This is a genomic window from Hymenobacter segetis (assembly GCF_038448715.1).
Taxonomy (GTDB): Bacteria; Bacteroidota; Bacteroidia; order Cytophagales; family Hymenobacteraceae; genus Hymenobacter; species Hymenobacter segetis.
In genome coordinates this window covers 23896-39743 of the sequence record NZ_JBCEVZ010000010.1, presented here as the reverse complement: position 1 = coordinate 39743, position 15848 = coordinate 23896, and the positions used below count along the sequence as shown (strand labels likewise).

The 15848-nt window shown below is 65.2% G+C and carries 14 protein-coding genes; 5 read left to right on the top strand and 9 right to left on the bottom strand.

Going from position 1 to position 15848, the window contains the following annotated elements; translation table 11 throughout:
- Positions 1-81: 81 nt before the first annotated feature.
- The gene (gene ccoS / locus AAFH49_RS06265; protein ID WP_342296665.1) at positions 82-258 is read right to left on the bottom strand and encodes a cbb3-type cytochrome oxidase assembly protein CcoS; all 177 of its coding nucleotides are present in this window, start codon (positions 256-258) and stop codon (positions 82-84) included.
- A gap of 12 nt (positions 259-270) precedes the next feature.
- Entirely contained in the window at positions 271-2709 is a 2439-nt protein-coding gene (locus AAFH49_RS06260) for a heavy metal translocating P-type ATPase (RefSeq protein WP_342296664.1), read from the bottom strand.
- A gap of 288 nt (positions 2710-2997) precedes the next feature.
- Here AAFH49_RS06260 and AAFH49_RS06255 point away from each other — a divergent pair, with 288 nt between their 5' ends.
- Positions 2998-3759, top strand: coding sequence for an SDR family NAD(P)-dependent oxidoreductase (locus AAFH49_RS06255; RefSeq protein WP_342296663.1), 762 nt, complete (start codon positions 2998-3000; stop codon positions 3757-3759).
- A gap of 23 nt (positions 3760-3782) precedes the next feature.
- Here the strand turns inward: AAFH49_RS06255 and AAFH49_RS06250 are convergent, their stop codons facing one another.
- On the bottom strand, positions 3783-4838 hold the full coding sequence (locus AAFH49_RS06250) for a response regulator (protein WP_342296662.1): 1056 nt from the start codon (positions 4836-4838) through the stop codon (positions 3783-3785).
- Positions 4816-6426, bottom strand: coding sequence for a sensor histidine kinase (locus AAFH49_RS06245; RefSeq protein WP_342296660.1), 1611 nt, complete (start codon positions 6424-6426; stop codon positions 4816-4818). The genes AAFH49_RS06250 and AAFH49_RS06245 overlap by 23 nt, the downstream gene beginning before the upstream one ends.
- A 142-nt stretch (positions 6427-6568) precedes the next feature.
- Between AAFH49_RS06245 and AAFH49_RS06240 the strand changes: the two genes are divergently transcribed.
- Positions 6569-6892 carry a thioredoxin gene (locus AAFH49_RS06240; protein WP_342296658.1) on the top strand — a complete coding sequence of 108 codons (324 nt, stop codon included), beginning with the start codon at positions 6569-6571 and terminating at the stop codon, positions 6890-6892.
- Between the two features lie 147 nt (positions 6893-7039).
- A complete protein-coding gene (locus AAFH49_RS06235; RefSeq protein ID WP_342296656.1) occupies positions 7040-9145 on the top strand; it encodes a TonB-dependent receptor family protein in 2106 nt (701 codons plus the stop codon).
- A 72-nt stretch (positions 9146-9217) separates the two neighbouring features.
- On the opposite strand, the gene AAFH49_RS06230 is transcribed toward AAFH49_RS06235, so the two are convergent.
- The 3 genes from AAFH49_RS06230 to AAFH49_RS06220 all read right to left on the bottom strand — a co-directional run bounded on the left by AAFH49_RS06230 (position 9218) and on the right by AAFH49_RS06220 (position 10971).
- Complete coding sequence (locus AAFH49_RS06230; protein ID WP_342296655.1) at positions 9218-9880, bottom strand: hypothetical protein; 663 nt, start codon at positions 9878-9880, stop codon at positions 9218-9220.
- A 317-nt stretch (positions 9881-10197) separates the two neighbouring features.
- Positions 10198-10476 (bottom strand): hypothetical protein, encoded by a 279-nt coding sequence (locus AAFH49_RS06225; protein ID WP_342296654.1) that lies wholly within the window; start codon positions 10474-10476, stop codon positions 10198-10200.
- A gap of 48 nt (positions 10477-10524) precedes the next feature.
- Entirely contained in the window at positions 10525-10971 is a 447-nt protein-coding gene (locus AAFH49_RS06220; RefSeq protein WP_342296652.1) for a hypothetical protein, read from the bottom strand.
- A gap of 133 nt (positions 10972-11104) precedes the next feature.
- On the opposite strand from AAFH49_RS06220, the gene AAFH49_RS06215 reads away from it, so the two are divergent.
- Complete coding sequence (locus AAFH49_RS06215) at positions 11105-11380, top strand: GNAT family N-acetyltransferase (protein ID WP_342296651.1); 276 nt, start codon at positions 11105-11107, stop codon at positions 11378-11380.
- Between the two features lie 617 nt (positions 11381-11997).
- Here AAFH49_RS06215 and AAFH49_RS06210 read toward each other — a convergent pair.
- Entirely contained in the window at positions 11998-14343 is a 2346-nt protein-coding gene (locus AAFH49_RS06210) for an endonuclease (protein ID WP_342296650.1), read from the bottom strand.
- 173 nt (positions 14344-14516) lie between these two features.
- Here AAFH49_RS06210 and AAFH49_RS06205 point away from each other — a divergent pair, with 173 nt between their 5' ends.
- Positions 14517-14816 (top strand): rhodanese-like domain-containing protein, encoded by a 300-nt coding sequence (locus AAFH49_RS06205; protein ID WP_342296648.1) that lies wholly within the window; start codon positions 14517-14519, stop codon positions 14814-14816.
- Between the two features lie 91 nt (positions 14817-14907).
- Here AAFH49_RS06205 and AAFH49_RS06200 read toward each other — a convergent pair whose 3' ends face one another.
- Entirely contained in the window at positions 14908-15801 is an 894-nt protein-coding gene (locus tag AAFH49_RS06200) for an alpha/beta hydrolase (protein ID WP_342296646.1), read from the bottom strand.
- Positions 15802-15848 lie beyond the last annotated feature (47 nt).

Below are 15848 nucleotides of genomic sequence, written 5' to 3'. Positions count from 1 at the left end.
ATTGAATTATTATTACCCCAAAGGTCCCGGCCAGCTGGTGCCGAAAAGCTGACAAAAGTCAGGCCGACGGCGTGATTGATGTCAGGCGGGCGTCCCGCCGGGCGGGCTATCCGGCTCCGTTTCGTCCTCAAACAGCATCCGCACGGCGGGCGTGTAGTCGTCCTCGTACTGCCCCGAGCGCACGGCCCAGAAAAACGCGGCCAGAAAGGTGAGCGCCACCAGCAGGCTGATGCCGATAAGCAGGAAGATGATAGACATGGTTGGAGTTGATTAAAGCCCGCGCCGCCACGCCGCCAGCCGCACCAGCAGCGTGGAAAACACCATCACACTCAGCGAGCTGATGGGCATGAGAATGGCCGACACGATGGGCGTGAACCGGCCCTGCACCGCCAGCGTGAGCCCGATGCCATTATAGGCAAACGACAGCGCGAACGTAGCCAGCACAATGCGCAGGCAGGCCCGCGAAAAGCCCAACATAGTAGCCAGCTGCCCGAAATTGCCGGCTTCGAGAATGGCGTCGCAGGCGGGCGAAAAGTTGGTGAGTGTGTCGGTGAGGGCGATGCCGGCATCGGCGCGCTGGAGGGCACCGGCATCGTTCAGGCCATCGCCTACCATCACCACGGTGCGGCCCCGTTGCTTGAGCTGCGCGATGTAATCGAGCTTGTTTTGCGGCGTTTGGCGGAAGTGGATTTCGGCCGCCGGGCCGAACAGCTCGCGCAGCCGAGTCTGCTCGGTATCGTTGTCGCCCGAGAGCACGACCAGGCGGTAGCGTGTGCCCAGCGCGGCCAGCACCGGCCGCAGGCTATCGCGGTATACGTTGCGAAACCGGTAGCAGCCAATGACTTCGCCGAGGCTGAAATACACGCCGGATTGCGGTGCTTCGGCCGTTTCGGCAGCGTCTTCAGCAGCGGGTGCTCCAACGAACGCGGCCGTGCCCACCCGCACTACCACGCCGCCCACGGTGCCGCGCACACCCTGGCCGGGCACTTCCATAAAATCCGCTACGGCCAATGAGTTGGCGGGCAACTCCACCGCCAGACGCTGGCTGAGCGGGTGCGTGGACTGACGCACCACCGCCGCCACGGCCTGCATCTGGGCGGGGCTGAGCGGCGGCCCCACGTATTCCACCACCGATTTTTTAACATCCGTGAGAGTGCCGGTTTTGTCGAATACGATGGTATCGGCACGGCCCAGGGTTTCTACCACGGCGGAGTTTTTGAGGTAGAATTTGCGGCGGCCCAGCACGCGCAGCGCGGCCCCCAGCGCAAACGGCGTGGCCAGCGACAGCGCACACGGGCAGGCAATCACCAGCACCGAGGTGAAGGCTCGCAGCGCCATCGCCGGGCTCTGCGGGTACCAGTAGGCCACCGCGCCCAGCGCAAGTGTGAGGGTAAGGCCCACGAAATAGCGGCCCACTTTATCGGCATAGGTTTCCAGCGAGGGCTGTTTTTCCTTCTGAAAAGCGGGATTGTTCCAGAGCTGGGTGAGGTAGCCCTGCGACACTTCGCGCACCACTTCCAACTCCACGGCCTCGCCCATTTGGCGGCCGCCGGCATACAGCAGGTCGCCGGCCTGGCGGGCCACCGGCTCGCTTTCGCCCGATACAAAGCTGTAGTCAATCTGGCCCGTGCCGCGCCGCAGCACGGCATCGGCCGGAATGATTTCCTGGTGTCGCACCCGGATGCGCTGCCCGGCCCGCAGTTCTTTTACCGACACGGATTCTTCGCCGGCGGGCGTGAGCCGCGTCACGGCCACCGGGAAGTAGGACGTGAAGTCGCGGTCGAAGCGCAGGGCGTCGTAGCTGCGCTGCTGCACCCACTTGCCGATTAGCATGAAAAACACCAGCCCCGTGAAGGAATCGAAATAGCCCGGCCCGCGCTGGGTCGCCACTTCAAACACGCTGGTCACAAACAGCGCCGTGAGGCCCAGGCTGATGGGAAAATCGAGGTTGATGTAGCGCTGCCGCAGCCCCTGCCAGGCCGAGCGGTAGAAGCCCCGCGCGCTCACCAGCAGCACCGGCAAGGCCAGCAGGAAGCTCAGCCCGCCAAAAAATCGCCCGAACGTGCTTTGCAGCTGCTCGGTGAAGGAAAAGTATTCCGGAAAAGCCAGCAGCATCACGTTGCCGAAGCCGAAGGCCGCGATTCCCAGCTGGTAGTACAGCGTGCGGCTGGCGGCGTGGGGCTGCGCGCCCAGCTCGGCCAGCGTAATCTGCGGCTCGTAGCCTACCGAGGCCAGCAGCTTCACCACTTCTTTTAGCGTTGTGGTGGCGGGCTGGTAGCTCACCGTTAGCTCCTTGCGCAGGAAATTGACCCGCGATGCCGAAATACCCGGGTTCAGCTTGAACAGGTTCTCCAGCAGCCAGATGCAGGAGGCGCAGTGCATTTGCGGAATGCTGAAGGTGAGCCGCGCCAGCGTGGGCGAGCGGAAGGCCAGCAGCTGCGCCTGCACCGCCTCGGCGTCGAGGTAGTCGAAGCGGCCGGGCAGTTCCACGGCCTTCATTTTCTGGCCGGGATGCTCGTCGAGGCGGTAGTAGGTGCAGAGGCGGTTGGCGGCCAGCAGCTCATACACGGCCCGGCAGCCCTGGCAGCAAAAGGCCAGCTCAGGCTCTGCCAGCAGGCGGATGGGGGTGTCGGGGCAGGCATCGCCGCAGTGCGTGCAGGCTACGCCAACGTGGGGCGGGGGAGGGGCAAGGGCAGGCGCAAAGGGCACGGGCAAAATGGGGCTGATGGCAACCCCAAAGCTCCGGCCCCGCACCAGCCCCTCGCCTGATGAATGTCAGCCCAATGGCCTGATTAATCTCAGCGGGCCGGCAGCCTGGGGGCGGCAATTTTGTGTCGCTGAGTAGCTTAAGTTACTAGCGCTTGCCCCGGTCCGACTGCCCTAGGCGGTCTGACCGGTTCTTGTCAGCACATTCTGGTAAACAACGACAACCGGTCGGACCGCCTAGGGCGGTCGGACCGGAGCAACGAAGCCTTTCCCCCTTTCACACGACACGATATGAAAACATTCGACAACCAGGTAGTGCTCATCACGGGCGCTTCGTCCGGTATTGGCAAGGCGGCGGCCGAGGCTTTTTCGCAAGCCGGCGCGCACGTGGTGGTGGCCGATGTGGACGAAGCCGCCGGACAGGCGCTGGCCCGGCAGCTCAGCAAAACCGGCCCGGAAAGCCTGTTTGTGGCCTGCGATGTGGCCTCGCCCGCCAGCGTGCAACAACTGGTGCAGCGCACGCTGGCCAAGTTTGGCCGGCTCGATGTGGCCATCAACAACGCGGGCGTGGGCGGTGCTTCGGCCCCCAGCGCTGACTACCCCGACGAGGAATGGCAGCGCGTGCTCGGCATCAACCTGAGCGGCGTGTGGTATTGCCAGAAATACGAGCTGCAAGCCATGGTGGCCGCCGGGCGCGGCAGCATCATCAACATGGCCTCCATCCTGGGCAAAGTCGGGTTTCCCGGGGCCTGCGCCTACGTGGCGGCCAAGCACGGCCTCATCGGCCTCACCGAAACCGCCGCCCTCGAATATGGCCCGCAGGGCATCCGCATCAACGCCGTGTGCCCCGGCTTCATCGAAACGCCCATGCTCACCAAAGCCGGAATCGAAGGCCACAACGAGATGCATGAGCAGCTTGCCGCCAGGCACGCCCTGCACCGCCTGGGCCGGCCCGAAGAAATTGCGGGCACGCTGCTGTGGCTGGCCTCCGAGCAGGCGTCCTTCGTCACGGGCCAGGCCATTGTGGTCGATGGCGGCTACCTGGCGCAGTAATACCGGCGGGCTGAAGGCACCACCTACCAGTTGGGCTGGCGCAGCTTTTCGGGGCGCAATAGCTTGATGCCATGGCTGCTCAGCTCAATCAGGCCGCTTTGCTTGAACTCGCTCAGGGTGCGGATTAATGACTCCGGGGCGGTGCCCACCACGGCGGCCATGTCATCGCGCGAGAGTTGAATGGTAGCTTCCGGCGCGGCTCCGGCCTGCTCGTGCAGGCGCAGCAGCGTGTCGGCCACGCGCCGCCGGATGGAGCCGTAGGCCATGCCCAGCAGCTGCTCCTCGCGCTCGCTCACCCGCCCCGCCAGCAGGCGCACAAACTGCTGGCCCACCGCCGCGTTGCGGTGCAGTAGGGCCATAAAATCAGCCTTCGGAATGTAGAGCAGCGTGGCATCGTCCAGCACCAGGGCGGTGTCGGCGTGTGGGCCCTGCTCCAGCAGGGGCAGGTAGCCGAAGAACTCGCCCGGGCCATATACGCCCGTGATTAATTCCTTGCCGCCGGGGGTGCGGCGCACGGTTTTCACGCGGCCGGTTTGCACGAAGTACAGCCGCGTGGGGTCGTCGCCTTCGGCGTACACTTCCTGTTTTTTGCGCAGCGAGTGCGGGCGGCGGTCGCTGGTGAGGTCGCTGAGCTGACCGGCGGCGGCGGCATCGTCGAGGAAGTTGCCCAGGCCCTCGGGGGCGCGCAGGTCGTAGTCGGGCTGCAGCTGGCGGAAGCGGTGGAGGCGGCTGCTGATGGCGCTGAGCAGCTCGGTTTCCTCAAAGGGCTTGGTCAGGTAGTCATCAGCCCCGAGTTCCATGCCGCGGCGTAGGTCGGTGCGCTCGGTTTTGGCGGTGAGGAAGATGAAGGGCACGCCGGCCAGGTGCGGGTTCTGGGTGAAGATGTGCAGCACGCCGTAGCCGTCCAGCACGGGCATCATGATGTCGCACACCACCAAATCGGGCTTGGTGGTCAGGGCTTTTTCCACGCCCACTTTGCCGTTTTCGGCCGTGAGCACGGCGTAGCCGGCCAGCTCCAGAATCTCGGCCGTGTTTTCGCGGATGACGTCGTTGTCCTCAATCAGCAGAATGGTTTTCATAGGGAATGGTAATGGTAACGGTGGTGCCCAGGCTCAGCTCGCTCTGCAACTCAATGGTGCCGCCCATCAGCTCCAGGTATTTGGTGATGATGTAGAGGCCCAGGCCGGTGCCGGGCGTATTGGTCGCATTGCGGGCCCGGTAAAACCGCTGGAATAAATGTTCCTGGTCTTCGGCCGAAATGCCTACGCCCTGGTCCTGCACGCGCAGCGTGAGGCGGCCGGGCCGGCCGGTGGCGCTGAGCCGGACGGTGGTGTTTTCGGCCGAATATTTCAGCGCGTTCGATAACAGATTGACGAGGACCTTGCGCAGCAGCGAGGCGTCGAGCCACACCATTTCGGGGCCGTCGGTGCTCAGCTCGATGTGCTGGCCGGGCTTGCGCAGGCCCTGCACTTCGGCCACGGCTTCGCGCAGCAGGGTGGGCACGGCCAGCTGGGCCGGGTGGGCCTCAATCTTGCCTTCTTCGATTTTGCCCACCGACAGAAACTCCTCCAGAATATCGGTCAGGTGCTTCACCGAGGCCCGGATGCGGTCGAGGTGACGCAGGCGCTGGGGCTGCTGCTCGGCGGCCGGGTACTTCTCCACCAGCGTGGCCGAGGTGAGCACGGCCGTGAGCGGTGTGCGGAACTCGTGCGAGGCCATGGCCACGAAGCGTGACTTGAGCTCGCCCAATTCCTGCTCGGCGGCCAGGGCCTGGGCCAGCTCGTCGGAGCGGTGCTCCAGCTGGGCCAGCGTGGTCATGAGGGCGTGGGTGCGGTCGGCCACCTTCTGCTCCAGCTCGGCGTTGAGGCGGTCCACGCGCTGGCGCTCGGCCTGCAGGGCCTGCTCGGCTTCCTGCTTGGCGCTGATGTCGACCACGTAAGCCACCACGTACAACTCCTCATCGAGGTGAAAATAGCTCAGGCTGATTTCGACGGGAAACACCGAGCCGTCGCGGCGGCGGGCCAGCAGCGCCCGGTTCGAGCCCATGGCCCGCACCGCCGGGTGCGCGTTGAAGGACTCGCGCAGGTGCTCGTGGCGGCCGCGCACGGCATCGGGCACCAGCACCTCAATGGACTGGCCCACCAGCTGCCCGCCCGCGTAGCCAAACAGCTGATGCGACTTTTCATTGGCCAGCACGATGTGGCCCTGCCGCGTGGCCACGATGATGCCGATGGTGGCGTGGGTGAACACGGCTTCGAAGCGCCGCACGCTCTGGGCTAGGTTGCGCTCGGCCTCGTGCAGCCGGCCGGTGTCGGTGATGCGCACCAGGAAGTAAGGCTTGCCGTCGAGGGCCAGGCTGGTGAGCTCCAGGTAGGCCCAGAACGGGGTGCCCACGTGCCGGCGGATTTCCACTTCCCGCTCGTAGTGGCCGGCGGCCAGCGTTTCATCGCGCAGCTGCTCCCACTCGGCCGGGCTGAGGCGGTGCAGCAGCAGGGTCCGCACGGGGTCGTCGTAGAGGGCCTGGGCCGAGGGGTAGCCCAGCTGGCGGTAGCCGGTGGTATTCACCCGCGTAAACCAGGCCGCGTTCACGTCGTACAGGCCCACAAAGTTGCTGGTCTGCTCAAACAGGATGTCGGTCAGCGGGTTGCGGTAAAAGTCGAGCGGCATGGCGGGCAATTGATTCGGTAAAGTAACACCGGAATGGCGGCCTGCGAAGCGTCCTGACAGATATCAGGCGCGGACCTGACGGTTGTCAGGTCCGCGCCTGCAGAGGCGGGCTAGTTTTGCCGCACACTTTTTTATGTCTGCCATGTCTGGCTCCCAAGCCGTTGAATCTGAGTATCCGCCAACGGCTGTGCTGCTGGTTATGCTGCCGCCGCCGGCCCGGTACCCTCTGGCTCAGCCTCGGGGCGTTTCGGCGGTCGACCTGGCCACGCTGCAAAGCCGGCTGGGACCCGCCGTGCGGGTGCTGCAAATCGACGAAGCCAGCTACCCCGCTATCCTGCGCAGCTTTGCGCCGGCCCAGTTGCCCACCAGCGTGCTCATGCACCACGGCGCGGAGCTCTGGCGCTGCCCCGGCCTGCCCGACGCGGATGAAATCGACGCGCTGCTAGTGGGGAGGGGTGGGGAGTAACGCGAACTTTTAGGTCGCGTCCCCGGTGGAAACCTAAACGATGCGAACGGCGCGGGGACGCGAACTTTTAGTTCGCGCTACAGTTCGTCAGTCGGCAACAATTCGCGTACTCCGCTGGTCTGCGTCGTGCCGTTTGCCCTGCCCCTTATGCCTCTTCGTTACTTATTGATAGTGTTTCTGGGCCTGTTCCAGCTGCCCGCCCGCGCCCAAACCCGGCCCGATACCACCCGCGCCGTGGCCCTGCCCGAAGCCACCATCACCGGCTACGGCCAGCGCCTGCCGTTGCGCCGCACCGCCGCCGCCGTGGGCGTACTTGATGCCCGCGTGATTGAGCAGTTCAGTCCCACGGCGCTCACGCAGGCGGTGAATACGCTGCCTGGCGTGCGGCTGGAAGAGCGCGCCACGGCCAGCTACCGGCTCAGCATCCGGGGCAGCACCCTGCGCTCACCATTTGGGGTGCGCAATGTGAAGGTGTACTACAATGGCATCCCCTTCACCGAGGCCGACGGCAGCACGCCGCTCAATCTGCTCGACCCCGCCGTTATTGGGCGTTTGGAGGTGCTGAAGGGGCCGGCCGGCAGCGTGTACGGCGCGGGTACGGGCGGCGTGGCGCTATTCGGTACGCCGGCGGTGGCGGCGGGCGTTAGTAGGGTGGCGGCCGGGGCCACGGTGGGTAGCTACGGCTTGCGCCGCAGCACCATCACGGCCGAAACGGGCAGCGCCACCAGCCGCATCCGCGCCCAGTACGCCCACCAAAGCCTCGACGGCTACCGCCAGCAAAGCGCCTTGCAGCGCGACGTATTTGCCCTGGACACCCGCACCGTGGCTGGGCCCAAAACCACGCTGGCGGCCCACCTGCTCTACACCGACATCAGCTACCAGCTGCCCGGCGGCCTCACCCGCGCCCAGTTCGCGGCCGACCCCCGGCAGGCGCGGCCGGGTACGGCCGCCGCGCCCGGCACGGTGGCGCAGCAGGCGTTCTATGCCTCGCGCACGGGCCTGCTGGGCCTCACGCACGAGTACCGTTTTACTGATAAGCTGGAGCTGCAAACCACGCTGTACGGCAGCGGTACCGTGATTCGGACGCCGTATTTGGTCGACTACGAGCGGAATACCGGCGTGGGCGTGGGCGGGCGCACGGCCCTGAGCTACCGCGCCGCACTGGCCGGGCGGGTGCTGCGGCTACAGGGCGGCGGCGAGTTTCAAGCTGGTTTCACCGATGGGCGCAGCTATCAGAACAACGGCGGTACGCCCGGCGCGCTGCGCTACGACGACGAAATCACGACCACCACCGGCTTCGCCTTCGCCCAGGCCGATTATGAACTGCCGGCCAGTTTCCAGCTAACCGTGGCTGCCAGCTACAACCGCCTGCGCCACCGCATCGCGCGGGTGAGCAGCGCGGCCGCCAACCCCGCCGGCTACCAACTCAGCCGCGATTTCCGGCCCGTGGTGTCGCCCCGCGTGGCGCTGCTGCGCGAGTTCAGCCCCAATCTGTCGGTGTATGCCAGCGTGAGCACCGGCTTCTCGCCGCCCACGGTGGACGAAATCCGGCCCTCCGATGGTAGCCTGAATGGGGACTTGCAGGCCGAGCGCGGCACCAGCTACGAGGTGGGCGCGCGGGGCAATCTCTTCGGCAATGGCCTGACTTATGAGGTGACTGTTTTTGACTTGGAGCTGCGCCAAACCATCGTCAGCAGCACCGCCGACCAAGGCACGGTCATCTTCCGCAACACCGGCAGCACCCATCAGCGCGGCCTCGAAGCGGCCCTGAGCGGCTGGCTGTGGCGCGAAAACGCCCCAACGCCCGACGATGCGCAAACTACCAGCCGCGGCCTGCGCGCCTGGGCCAGCTACGCCTGCAACGACTTCCGCTTTGGCAGCTACGCCAGCGGCGGGGCTGACCTGAGCGGCAACCGCCTCACCGGCACCACGCCGCACACGCTGAGCGCGGGGCTGGATTTCAGCGAGCGCCGGGGCTTCTACCTCAACCCCAGCCTGAGCCACCAGGCCCGTATCGTGCTCAACGATGCCAATACTGAGGAGGCGGCGGGCTACTGGGTTTTCGGGGCGCGGGGCGGGTGGCGGCACCCGCTGGGCCGGCATCTGGAAACCAACGTTTACGCGGGCATTGATAATGCTACGGACCGCCGCTACAGCCTGGGCAATGATTTGAACGCCTTCGGGGGGCGGTATTTCCAGCCCGCGCCGGGGCGGGCGTGGTACGGCGGGGCGCAGGTGGGTTGGCGGTGGTAGAGACTGGTGAATAGGAGTAAAAAAGGCTTTCATCCTCCGATGAAAGCCTTTTTTACTCCTATGAGCAAGCGATTACTGGGGTGCTGACTCGGCGGGGGCAGCCTGGTCGCTTGGGGTATCGGGGGCCTCGTTGCGGGAGGCCGCGTACTGGAAGCCAATAACGTTCTTTTCGCTGGCCGGCGCGTTGGCGGCGGCAGTCGGGCTGGTGAGAGTCGGAGCGGTGTTGGCGGGCTGCTCCAGTGGGTTGGCCGGCTGTTGCAGCGGGGTGCTCACGGATATCTCAATCGGAATGGAGAACGTGAGCTTGGTGGCGGGCTCTGCCGGGGCACTTGCGTTTCCAACCTCCGCGTAGTTGGGGGCAGTGACCTCCGGGGTAAGCGCGGTAGGAGCCGTGGCTGCTGCTGGGGCCGCCGCAACGGCCGCCGCCGTCGGGGCAGGCGTGGCGATTGCGGCCGGGGCAGCTGTAGCAGTGATAACGACAGCAACTGGTGCCGGGGCGGCGGTGGCCGCCGCCGCCGGAGCCGCTGCCGCAGTTGGGGCCGCAGCGGGGTTGGCTTCTGCCATCGGGGTTGGGGCGGGGGCCGCTGCCGTCGGAGCCGCAGCGGGGTTGGCTTCCGCCGTCGGTGCGGGGGCGGCTTCCGCCGTTGGAGCAGCGGCTTGCGCGGCTGGTGCTTGGTTTTGGTCGGCTTGGTTGGTGGGCAGGGGGGCCGGGTTGGGGGCTTCTGGCGTATCCATTGGGAGGAGAGAAAAAGAGTGAAAAACGAACGAACAGTCTTGGGTTTGTGGTTGCGCACGCATTTTGCTCACCACCGTGGCTAAATTATTTCCTCCCAATCCGCTTCCAGGATGCGGGATTATTTCTGCCGAATTCCAAATATATAATAGTGGTTATATTCGAAACCGAACGGTACCAAGCAAAAGTTCACCGGGCTGGGCGCGGGTCTTAAAGTTGAGCTTGCAGGCCGCATGGAACAGCTGGCCAAGCCGCTGAGTGGGCATAAAAAAAGACTTTCATCAACCGATGAAAGCCTTTTTTTGGGAAGCGAAGCGGGTTACTTCTGCTCCTGCTCTTCGGGCAGGGTGAAGGCACGGTCGCTGGGGTCGGTGAGCTCCTTGGGGAGGTTATCGGACGAGGCGGGAGCGGGGCCGTTGGCAGCGCGCATCTCGGCGGTATCGGAGCGGAGGGAGTCGTCCATCTCGTCGGCTTTTTCCTGGCCCGAGGCGTTGTTGTCGTCGAGGACCTGGCCGTGGGTGGCCGCGTCGAGCATGGGGGTCGAAGCGCCGTCTTCCGAAGGCTCTTGGTCGAAGGTATCGTTGGGATTGGTGGGCATGGGGTCGGGGGATAAAAAACAGATGGGAGACGCGCGGCCGGGGCCGGCTTACTCGTCCTTGGTGGGGTAGTCGGCGTCGGCGGGCTCCTCGCGGGTGTTGTGGGTGCCGCCGCCGGCGTAGCGGGGGTCATCGGCGGCCCAGGCTTTGCGCAGCTCCTCGTTGTCGCCGCCTTCGGCCTGCACCTGGCGCACCAGCTCGGGGTTTTGGTTTTGGGTGATGTGACCGGGCTGGTCCTCGGGGGCGTCGGGGGCGTTTTGGGCTTCCTTTTCGCGGTCCGAGAATTCGCTGAACTCGTCGGGGTTGTCGTTGGCCCCGCTGCGGCCGGGGCCTTCGTTGGTGGGGGCGCTGGTGGCGTGGCCGAAGGTGCCGAAGGCGGGGCTACCAGCCGTCACGGCCGGGTCGTTGGCGTTGGGGCGGGCGGCGGCGGCGCGTTCCTGCTGGTCGAGGGGCCGGTGGTCGTTGTCGGGCGGGAGGGGGGAAGTGGGCGTATCCATGCAGAAGAAAATGAAGGGGGATAAAAAACCAAACGGGCCGGGCCCGCTTTGGTATCCCTGTACGCAATTCGGCGGCGGCCGTTGGCTTTTGCGTATAGGCCGCAACTTTTCGCCCTTCACCCCCCACAAACCGATGCCCATCAAGCACGACCCCAAAAACCAGGAATTCACCCTCAGCCAGGACGGCCACACCGGCGAGCTGGCCTACGCCCGCCCCGCCGAGGGCATCATCGACTTCACCCACACCTTCGTAGACGAGGACCTGCGCGGCCAAGGCTTGGCCGACGAGCTGGCCCGCGCCGCCCTGGCCTTCGCCCGCGAGCACCAGCTCAAGGTGAAAACCAGCTGCACCTTTATGAATGGTTTCGTGAAAAAGCACCACGCCGAGTACGCCGACCTGCTGGCGTGAGGTAGGTCGCCGGGCGGCCGGGCCGTCGGGTACCTTATGAAGCGTAGGGTGGCTGTCGTCACTTCTGTAAGGCACCCTACAGCTTGTAGGGTGCCTTTCGTCTGAGCGGTATCGTACCCTACAAGCTGTAGGGTGCCTTTCATCTGAGCAGTACCGTACCCTACAGCTTGTAGAGGGCCTTTCGCCTGAGCGGTATTGTACCCTACAGCTTGTAGGGTGCCTTTCGCCTGAGCAGTATCGTACCCTACAACGTGTAGGGAGCTTGTCGGCTGAGCTGCATGGTATCCTATCATTTGCAACTCCATTTGCGGAGTAGCGGGTTAAGCCCCGGAGGGGTCGTACCCGGAGGGCGACATATCGGTAGTAACCCCCGCTGCTGAAGAATTAAAGCCCCGGAGGGGCGACACTCGTTCAACGAATGTCGCCCCTCCGGGGCTTTGCCGTTCTTTTTGCACTACTCACTACCGATATGTCGCCCTCCGGGTACGACCCCTCCGGGGCTTAGTCCATTGACTTTGCAACCTGGGGCTATCCATGGGCGACGCCCCCACCGGACCAAACGCAAAAGCGCCCCCGGCCAGCAGGCCGGGGGCGCTTTTGTCATCAAACTATAGCGGCTAGCGCACCACTACGCGGCCGGTGTAGTCGGCTTCGGGGGTTTGCACGCGCACGGCGTAGATGCCGGCGGGCAGGCCGCGCAGGTCCACGGCCACGGTTTCGGCGCCGCCGAGCTGGGCGGTGCGCTGGCGCACGGGGCGGCCCAGCATATCCAGCACCTGCACGGTGGTGGATATGCTGGGCGTGGCCAGGCCGGTCAGGCGCACCTGCACGGTTTCAGAAGCCGGGTTGGGGAATATTTCGAGGGCGTTGCGCACCGCCGCGCCGGAGCGGGTGGCGGTGGCGGTGCCGCAGGCGGTGCTGGTGTAGCTGCCCACGCCGGCGTAGTTGTCCACGCCGTTGCCGGTCCAGGTGGCGGCGCCGTAGGGGCCGTTCCAGCGGCCGCCCTGGTTGGTGTTGGGCAGGCGCACCATGGTGTTGTTTAGGGTCGAGCCGCCGCCGGCCACCGTCCATTCGGTGGGGCGCTGGCCAATCACGCCAATCACGTCGAGGGTATCGGTGCCATTGAACAGGGCAATGGCATCGTCGCCGTTGAAGAATGCCACGCCGCTTTGCAGGTCGGTCTGGGCGGCCACGCCGGTGTCAGTCACGCCGGTGTTGGCAATCACGAACACGTCGTAGGGGGCCACGGTGCCCGTCAGGGCCTGGGTGGTGGTGGCGGTAGTAGCGCCGTTGGCATACAGCACCACGCTCATGCCGGCCAGCGACAAGGGCGCGTTGGTGGGGTTGTAAATCTCCAGGACTTTGGTGTTGCCGGTGCTCGACTCAGTGTACTGCGTGAAGTAGGGCTTGGTGCAGGGCGCGCCCACCGGGGCCGCATCGTCGTTGGTGATGGTGAGGATGTGGGCATTGGGCTGGCCCACCAGCACGGTGGCCGTGGAGGGCGTGCCGAGGCGCAGGCGCACGGTTTCGTTGGGCTCGAAGGTCACGTCGCCGTTCACGGTCACGGTCACGGCCTGGGTAGTGGCCCCGCCCACGGCGAAGGTCACGCTGGCGGTGTTCAGGGTGTAGTCGGAGGGCGAGGTGGCGGTGCTGCTGGCCACGTCCACGCTCACCGGCACCGTGAGGGCGCTGGTGATGGCCGCGCCGGTCAGGGCCACGTTCACGGTGTAGGTGCTGGTGCCGGTATTGCCTTCGATGATGGAGCCGGCGGCCGAGGCAAAGCTCACCGTGGATGGCGTGCCGTCGTCATTGGTGATGGTGAGGGTGTGCACGTTGGGGCCGCCCAGGCTGGTGCCGGTGGCGGGGTTGGTCAGGTTGAGCACGACGGTTTCATCGGCTTCGGGCTGGGTGTCGCCGGTCACGGTCAGGGTCACGGTCTGGCTGGTGCTGCCGGCCGGGAAGGTCACGGTAGCGGGCGAGGCGAAGGTGAAATCGGTGCCACTGGTGGCGGTCGAGTTCATGGCATCAAAGTTCACCTGCACCGTCGTAGCCGTGGTGGCGGCGGGGGCCAGGTTCACCGTGAAGGTGTAGGTGCTGGTGCCGGTGTTGCCTTCGGTGATGGCACCGGTAGCGCTGGCAAACGTGAACACCGGGCCGGGAGGCGCCAGGCCGTAGGCCAGTGCCACCAGCTCGGGGTGCTCGATGTAGGGGTTGTAGTTGCCCTGGCTGGCGGCCACGCGGCGGTTGCGCTCAATCTCGTGGGCGTCCACCGGGTCGGCTAGGTGCCAGGCGTAGAGGGTGGCCAGCGGGGCCAGCGCCGTGATGCTCTGGTGGCCGGTGGCGATAAGCTCCGGCTGGGTGTCGTGCATCGTGTAGAAGTAGAAGGCCGTGCGGGCCACGTTGCCCTTGTGGTCTTCGCGGGGCTCAAACTGGGAGTTGGTGTCCTCGCTGTACTCGTCGATGTTGGTGGTGGGGATGGTGCTCTGGCTGGTGGTGTTGCGCATCCAGAGGGTGGTGGTGGCGTCCGGGATGTCGGCGTAGGGGTTGTTGCCCCGGTTCGAGTTCCACTGGATGTAGGTGGGGTAGAGGTGGTGCATATCCGACACCATGCGGTTCGCCGAGCTGAACCACGACTGCGGAATGCTGTGCTCGCAGTTGATGTTGGCCGCCGGCGAAGAGTTCGAGCTGCTGAAGTTGAGCGGCACCGGGGTGTTGTAGCCGGAGTACACGCAGGTCACCGAGTTGTTGTAGTTGTCGGCGTAGTTATACATTTTGGCCCGGGCCCCGGCGTAGGAAAGCACCGTACGCTTGCCGTCGTACCAGTTGGTGCGGAGCCAGTCGCGCAGGGCCTGGCCCTGAAGATTGGTGGGCGGAGCCGCCGGCATGGCCGGGAAAGTTTGGGCCTGCAGCGCGGCGGGCACCAGGGCCAGCGCCACCAGCAGCGAAGCGAAAAGTTGTTTCATACGAAACCGAAGAAGGGGATAATGGGATGAGGGATAAGCGCGGGGGCAGAGGGAAGCAGTAAAGATAATGGATTCAAACCGGGTGGCTGAAGCCCCGCCCATTACGAAACCAAGAAGACTTCGGCCGTACTTTTGCCCCCGCAATTCCCTCCAACTCACCCCGCCCTATTCTCATGGCCGACATCACCACCACCGAACTCCGCCAGCGCCTGCAAGCCGGCGAAACCCCGAACCTCATCGACGTGCGCGAGCCCTGGGAGTACGAAGAAGGCCGCATCGACACCGCCCAGAACATCCCCCTCAGCTCCCTGCCCGACAAGCTCGACGACCTCGACGCGTGGAAGGACCAGGAAGTCATCGTGCACTGCAAAAGCGGCGCCCGCTCCTCGCAAGCCAAAGCCTACCTCACCCAGCAGGGCTTCACCAACGTGCGGAATCTGCTGGGCGGGTTCACCGAGTATTCGGCCGGTTAATTAAGTAGGGTGCGGGGCTTGCCCCCGCCCGTCGTTGAACAGAATCATCGTTCAACGACGGGCGGGGGCAAGCCCCGCACCCTACTCGTTTCTACCGCCTCAGCAGAAACTGCAGCGCCGGCCCCACCCGCTTTTTCCACGCGGCCTCGTTGTGGGCCGCGCCGGGAAAGCTCCGGCTTAGCCAGTTGCCGGGGCCGTAGCCGTGAGCCCGTATGACGCTGTCGATGCGCAACTGGTGCGGCTCATACCACGCATCCAGCGTGGCCGAGCCGTGGTCGAAATACAGTTTGGGCTGGCCACTGCGGGGCAGCTGCTTATTCAGATACTGCACCATCGCCGTGGTGAAGTCCGACGTATTCTCCTTTAAACTCAGCGGCCAGTGCGTGGAGAAACACGCTGCCCCGCCAAACACTTTGGGGTATTCCAGCGCCGCGTACAGCGAAATCAGGCCGCCCATGCTAGAGCCGGCCACGAACGTATCGGCCCGCCGGGGCGAGGTCTGGAAGTGCTTATCCACGTAGGGCTTCAGTTCCTGTACCACAAATTTCAGGTACGCATCGGAGAGCGGTGCGCCCGGCCGCTCCTGCTCAATCTGGGCGCGGTGGGCGGCGCTCATGGCCGCGTAGGGCTTGGCCGGCGTGTATTCGGGAAAGCGCCGGTCGGTATTCCAGATGCCCACCACGATGCACGGGCGCACGGCTGGCCCCAGGGCGGCCAGCGTGCTATCCACTTCCCAGGCCACGCCGCCGTAGGCGTTTTTGGGGTCGAAGAGGTTCTGGCCGTCCTGCATGTACACCACGGCGTAGCGGGTGCCAGGCTGCGGGTAGCCCTCGGGCAGCCACACATCCACATTGCGGGCCTTCACAAATTTGGAGGGGAAATCGGCCAGATGCTCCAGCCGGCCGGGGTTGGCCGGGGTGGGCGCATCATCACTAACGAGGGCCGCGAAAAGAGGCAACACGGCCAGCCAATGGAGAAAAGTCATGGGGATAGAACGATGTAGAGACGCATATTTGCGTCTCGTCGTTGAAC

Bases quoted from the DNA above. Each gene is read 5' to 3' on its own strand.
- ccoS (WP_342296665.1), bottom strand. From the start codon at position 258: ATGTCTATCATCTTCCTGCTTATCGGCATCAGCCTGCTGGTGGCGCTC.
- AAFH49_RS06255 (WP_342296663.1), top strand. From the start codon at position 2,998: ATGAAAACATTCGACAACCAGGTAGTGCTCATCACGGGCGCTTCGTCC.
- AAFH49_RS06250 (WP_342296662.1), bottom strand. From the start codon at position 4,838: ATGAAAACCATTCTGCTGATTGAGGACAACGACGTCATCCGCGAAAAC.
- AAFH49_RS06245 (WP_342296660.1), bottom strand. From the start codon at position 6,426: ATGCCGCTCGACTTTTACCGCAACCCGCTGACCGACATCCTGTTTGAG.
- AAFH49_RS06240 (WP_342296658.1), top strand. From the start codon at position 6,569: ATGTCTGGCTCCCAAGCCGTTGAATCTGAGTATCCGCCAACGGCTGTG.
- AAFH49_RS06235 (WP_342296656.1), top strand. From the start codon at position 7,040: ATGCCTCTTCGTTACTTATTGATAGTGTTTCTGGGCCTGTTCCAGCTG.
- AAFH49_RS06230 (WP_342296655.1), bottom strand. From the start codon at position 9,880: ATGGATACGCCAGAAGCCCCCAACCCGGCCCCCCTGCCCACCAACCAA.
- AAFH49_RS06225 (WP_342296654.1), bottom strand. From the start codon at position 10,476: ATGCCCACCAATCCCAACGATACCTTCGACCAAGAGCCTTCGGAAGAC.
- AAFH49_RS06220 (WP_342296652.1), bottom strand. From the start codon at position 10,971: ATGGATACGCCCACTTCCCCCCTCCCGCCCGACAACGACCACCGGCCC.
- AAFH49_RS06215 (WP_342296651.1), top strand. From the start codon at position 11,105: ATGCCCATCAAGCACGACCCCAAAAACCAGGAATTCACCCTCAGCCAG.
- AAFH49_RS06210 (WP_342296650.1), bottom strand. From the start codon at position 14,343: ATGAAACAACTTTTCGCTTCGCTGCTGGTGGCGCTGGCCCTGGTGCCC.
- AAFH49_RS06205 (WP_342296648.1), top strand. From the start codon at position 14,517: ATGGCCGACATCACCACCACCGAACTCCGCCAGCGCCTGCAAGCCGGC.
- AAFH49_RS06200 (WP_342296646.1), bottom strand. From the start codon at position 15,801: ATGACTTTTCTCCATTGGCTGGCCGTGTTGCCTCTTTTCGCGGCCCTC.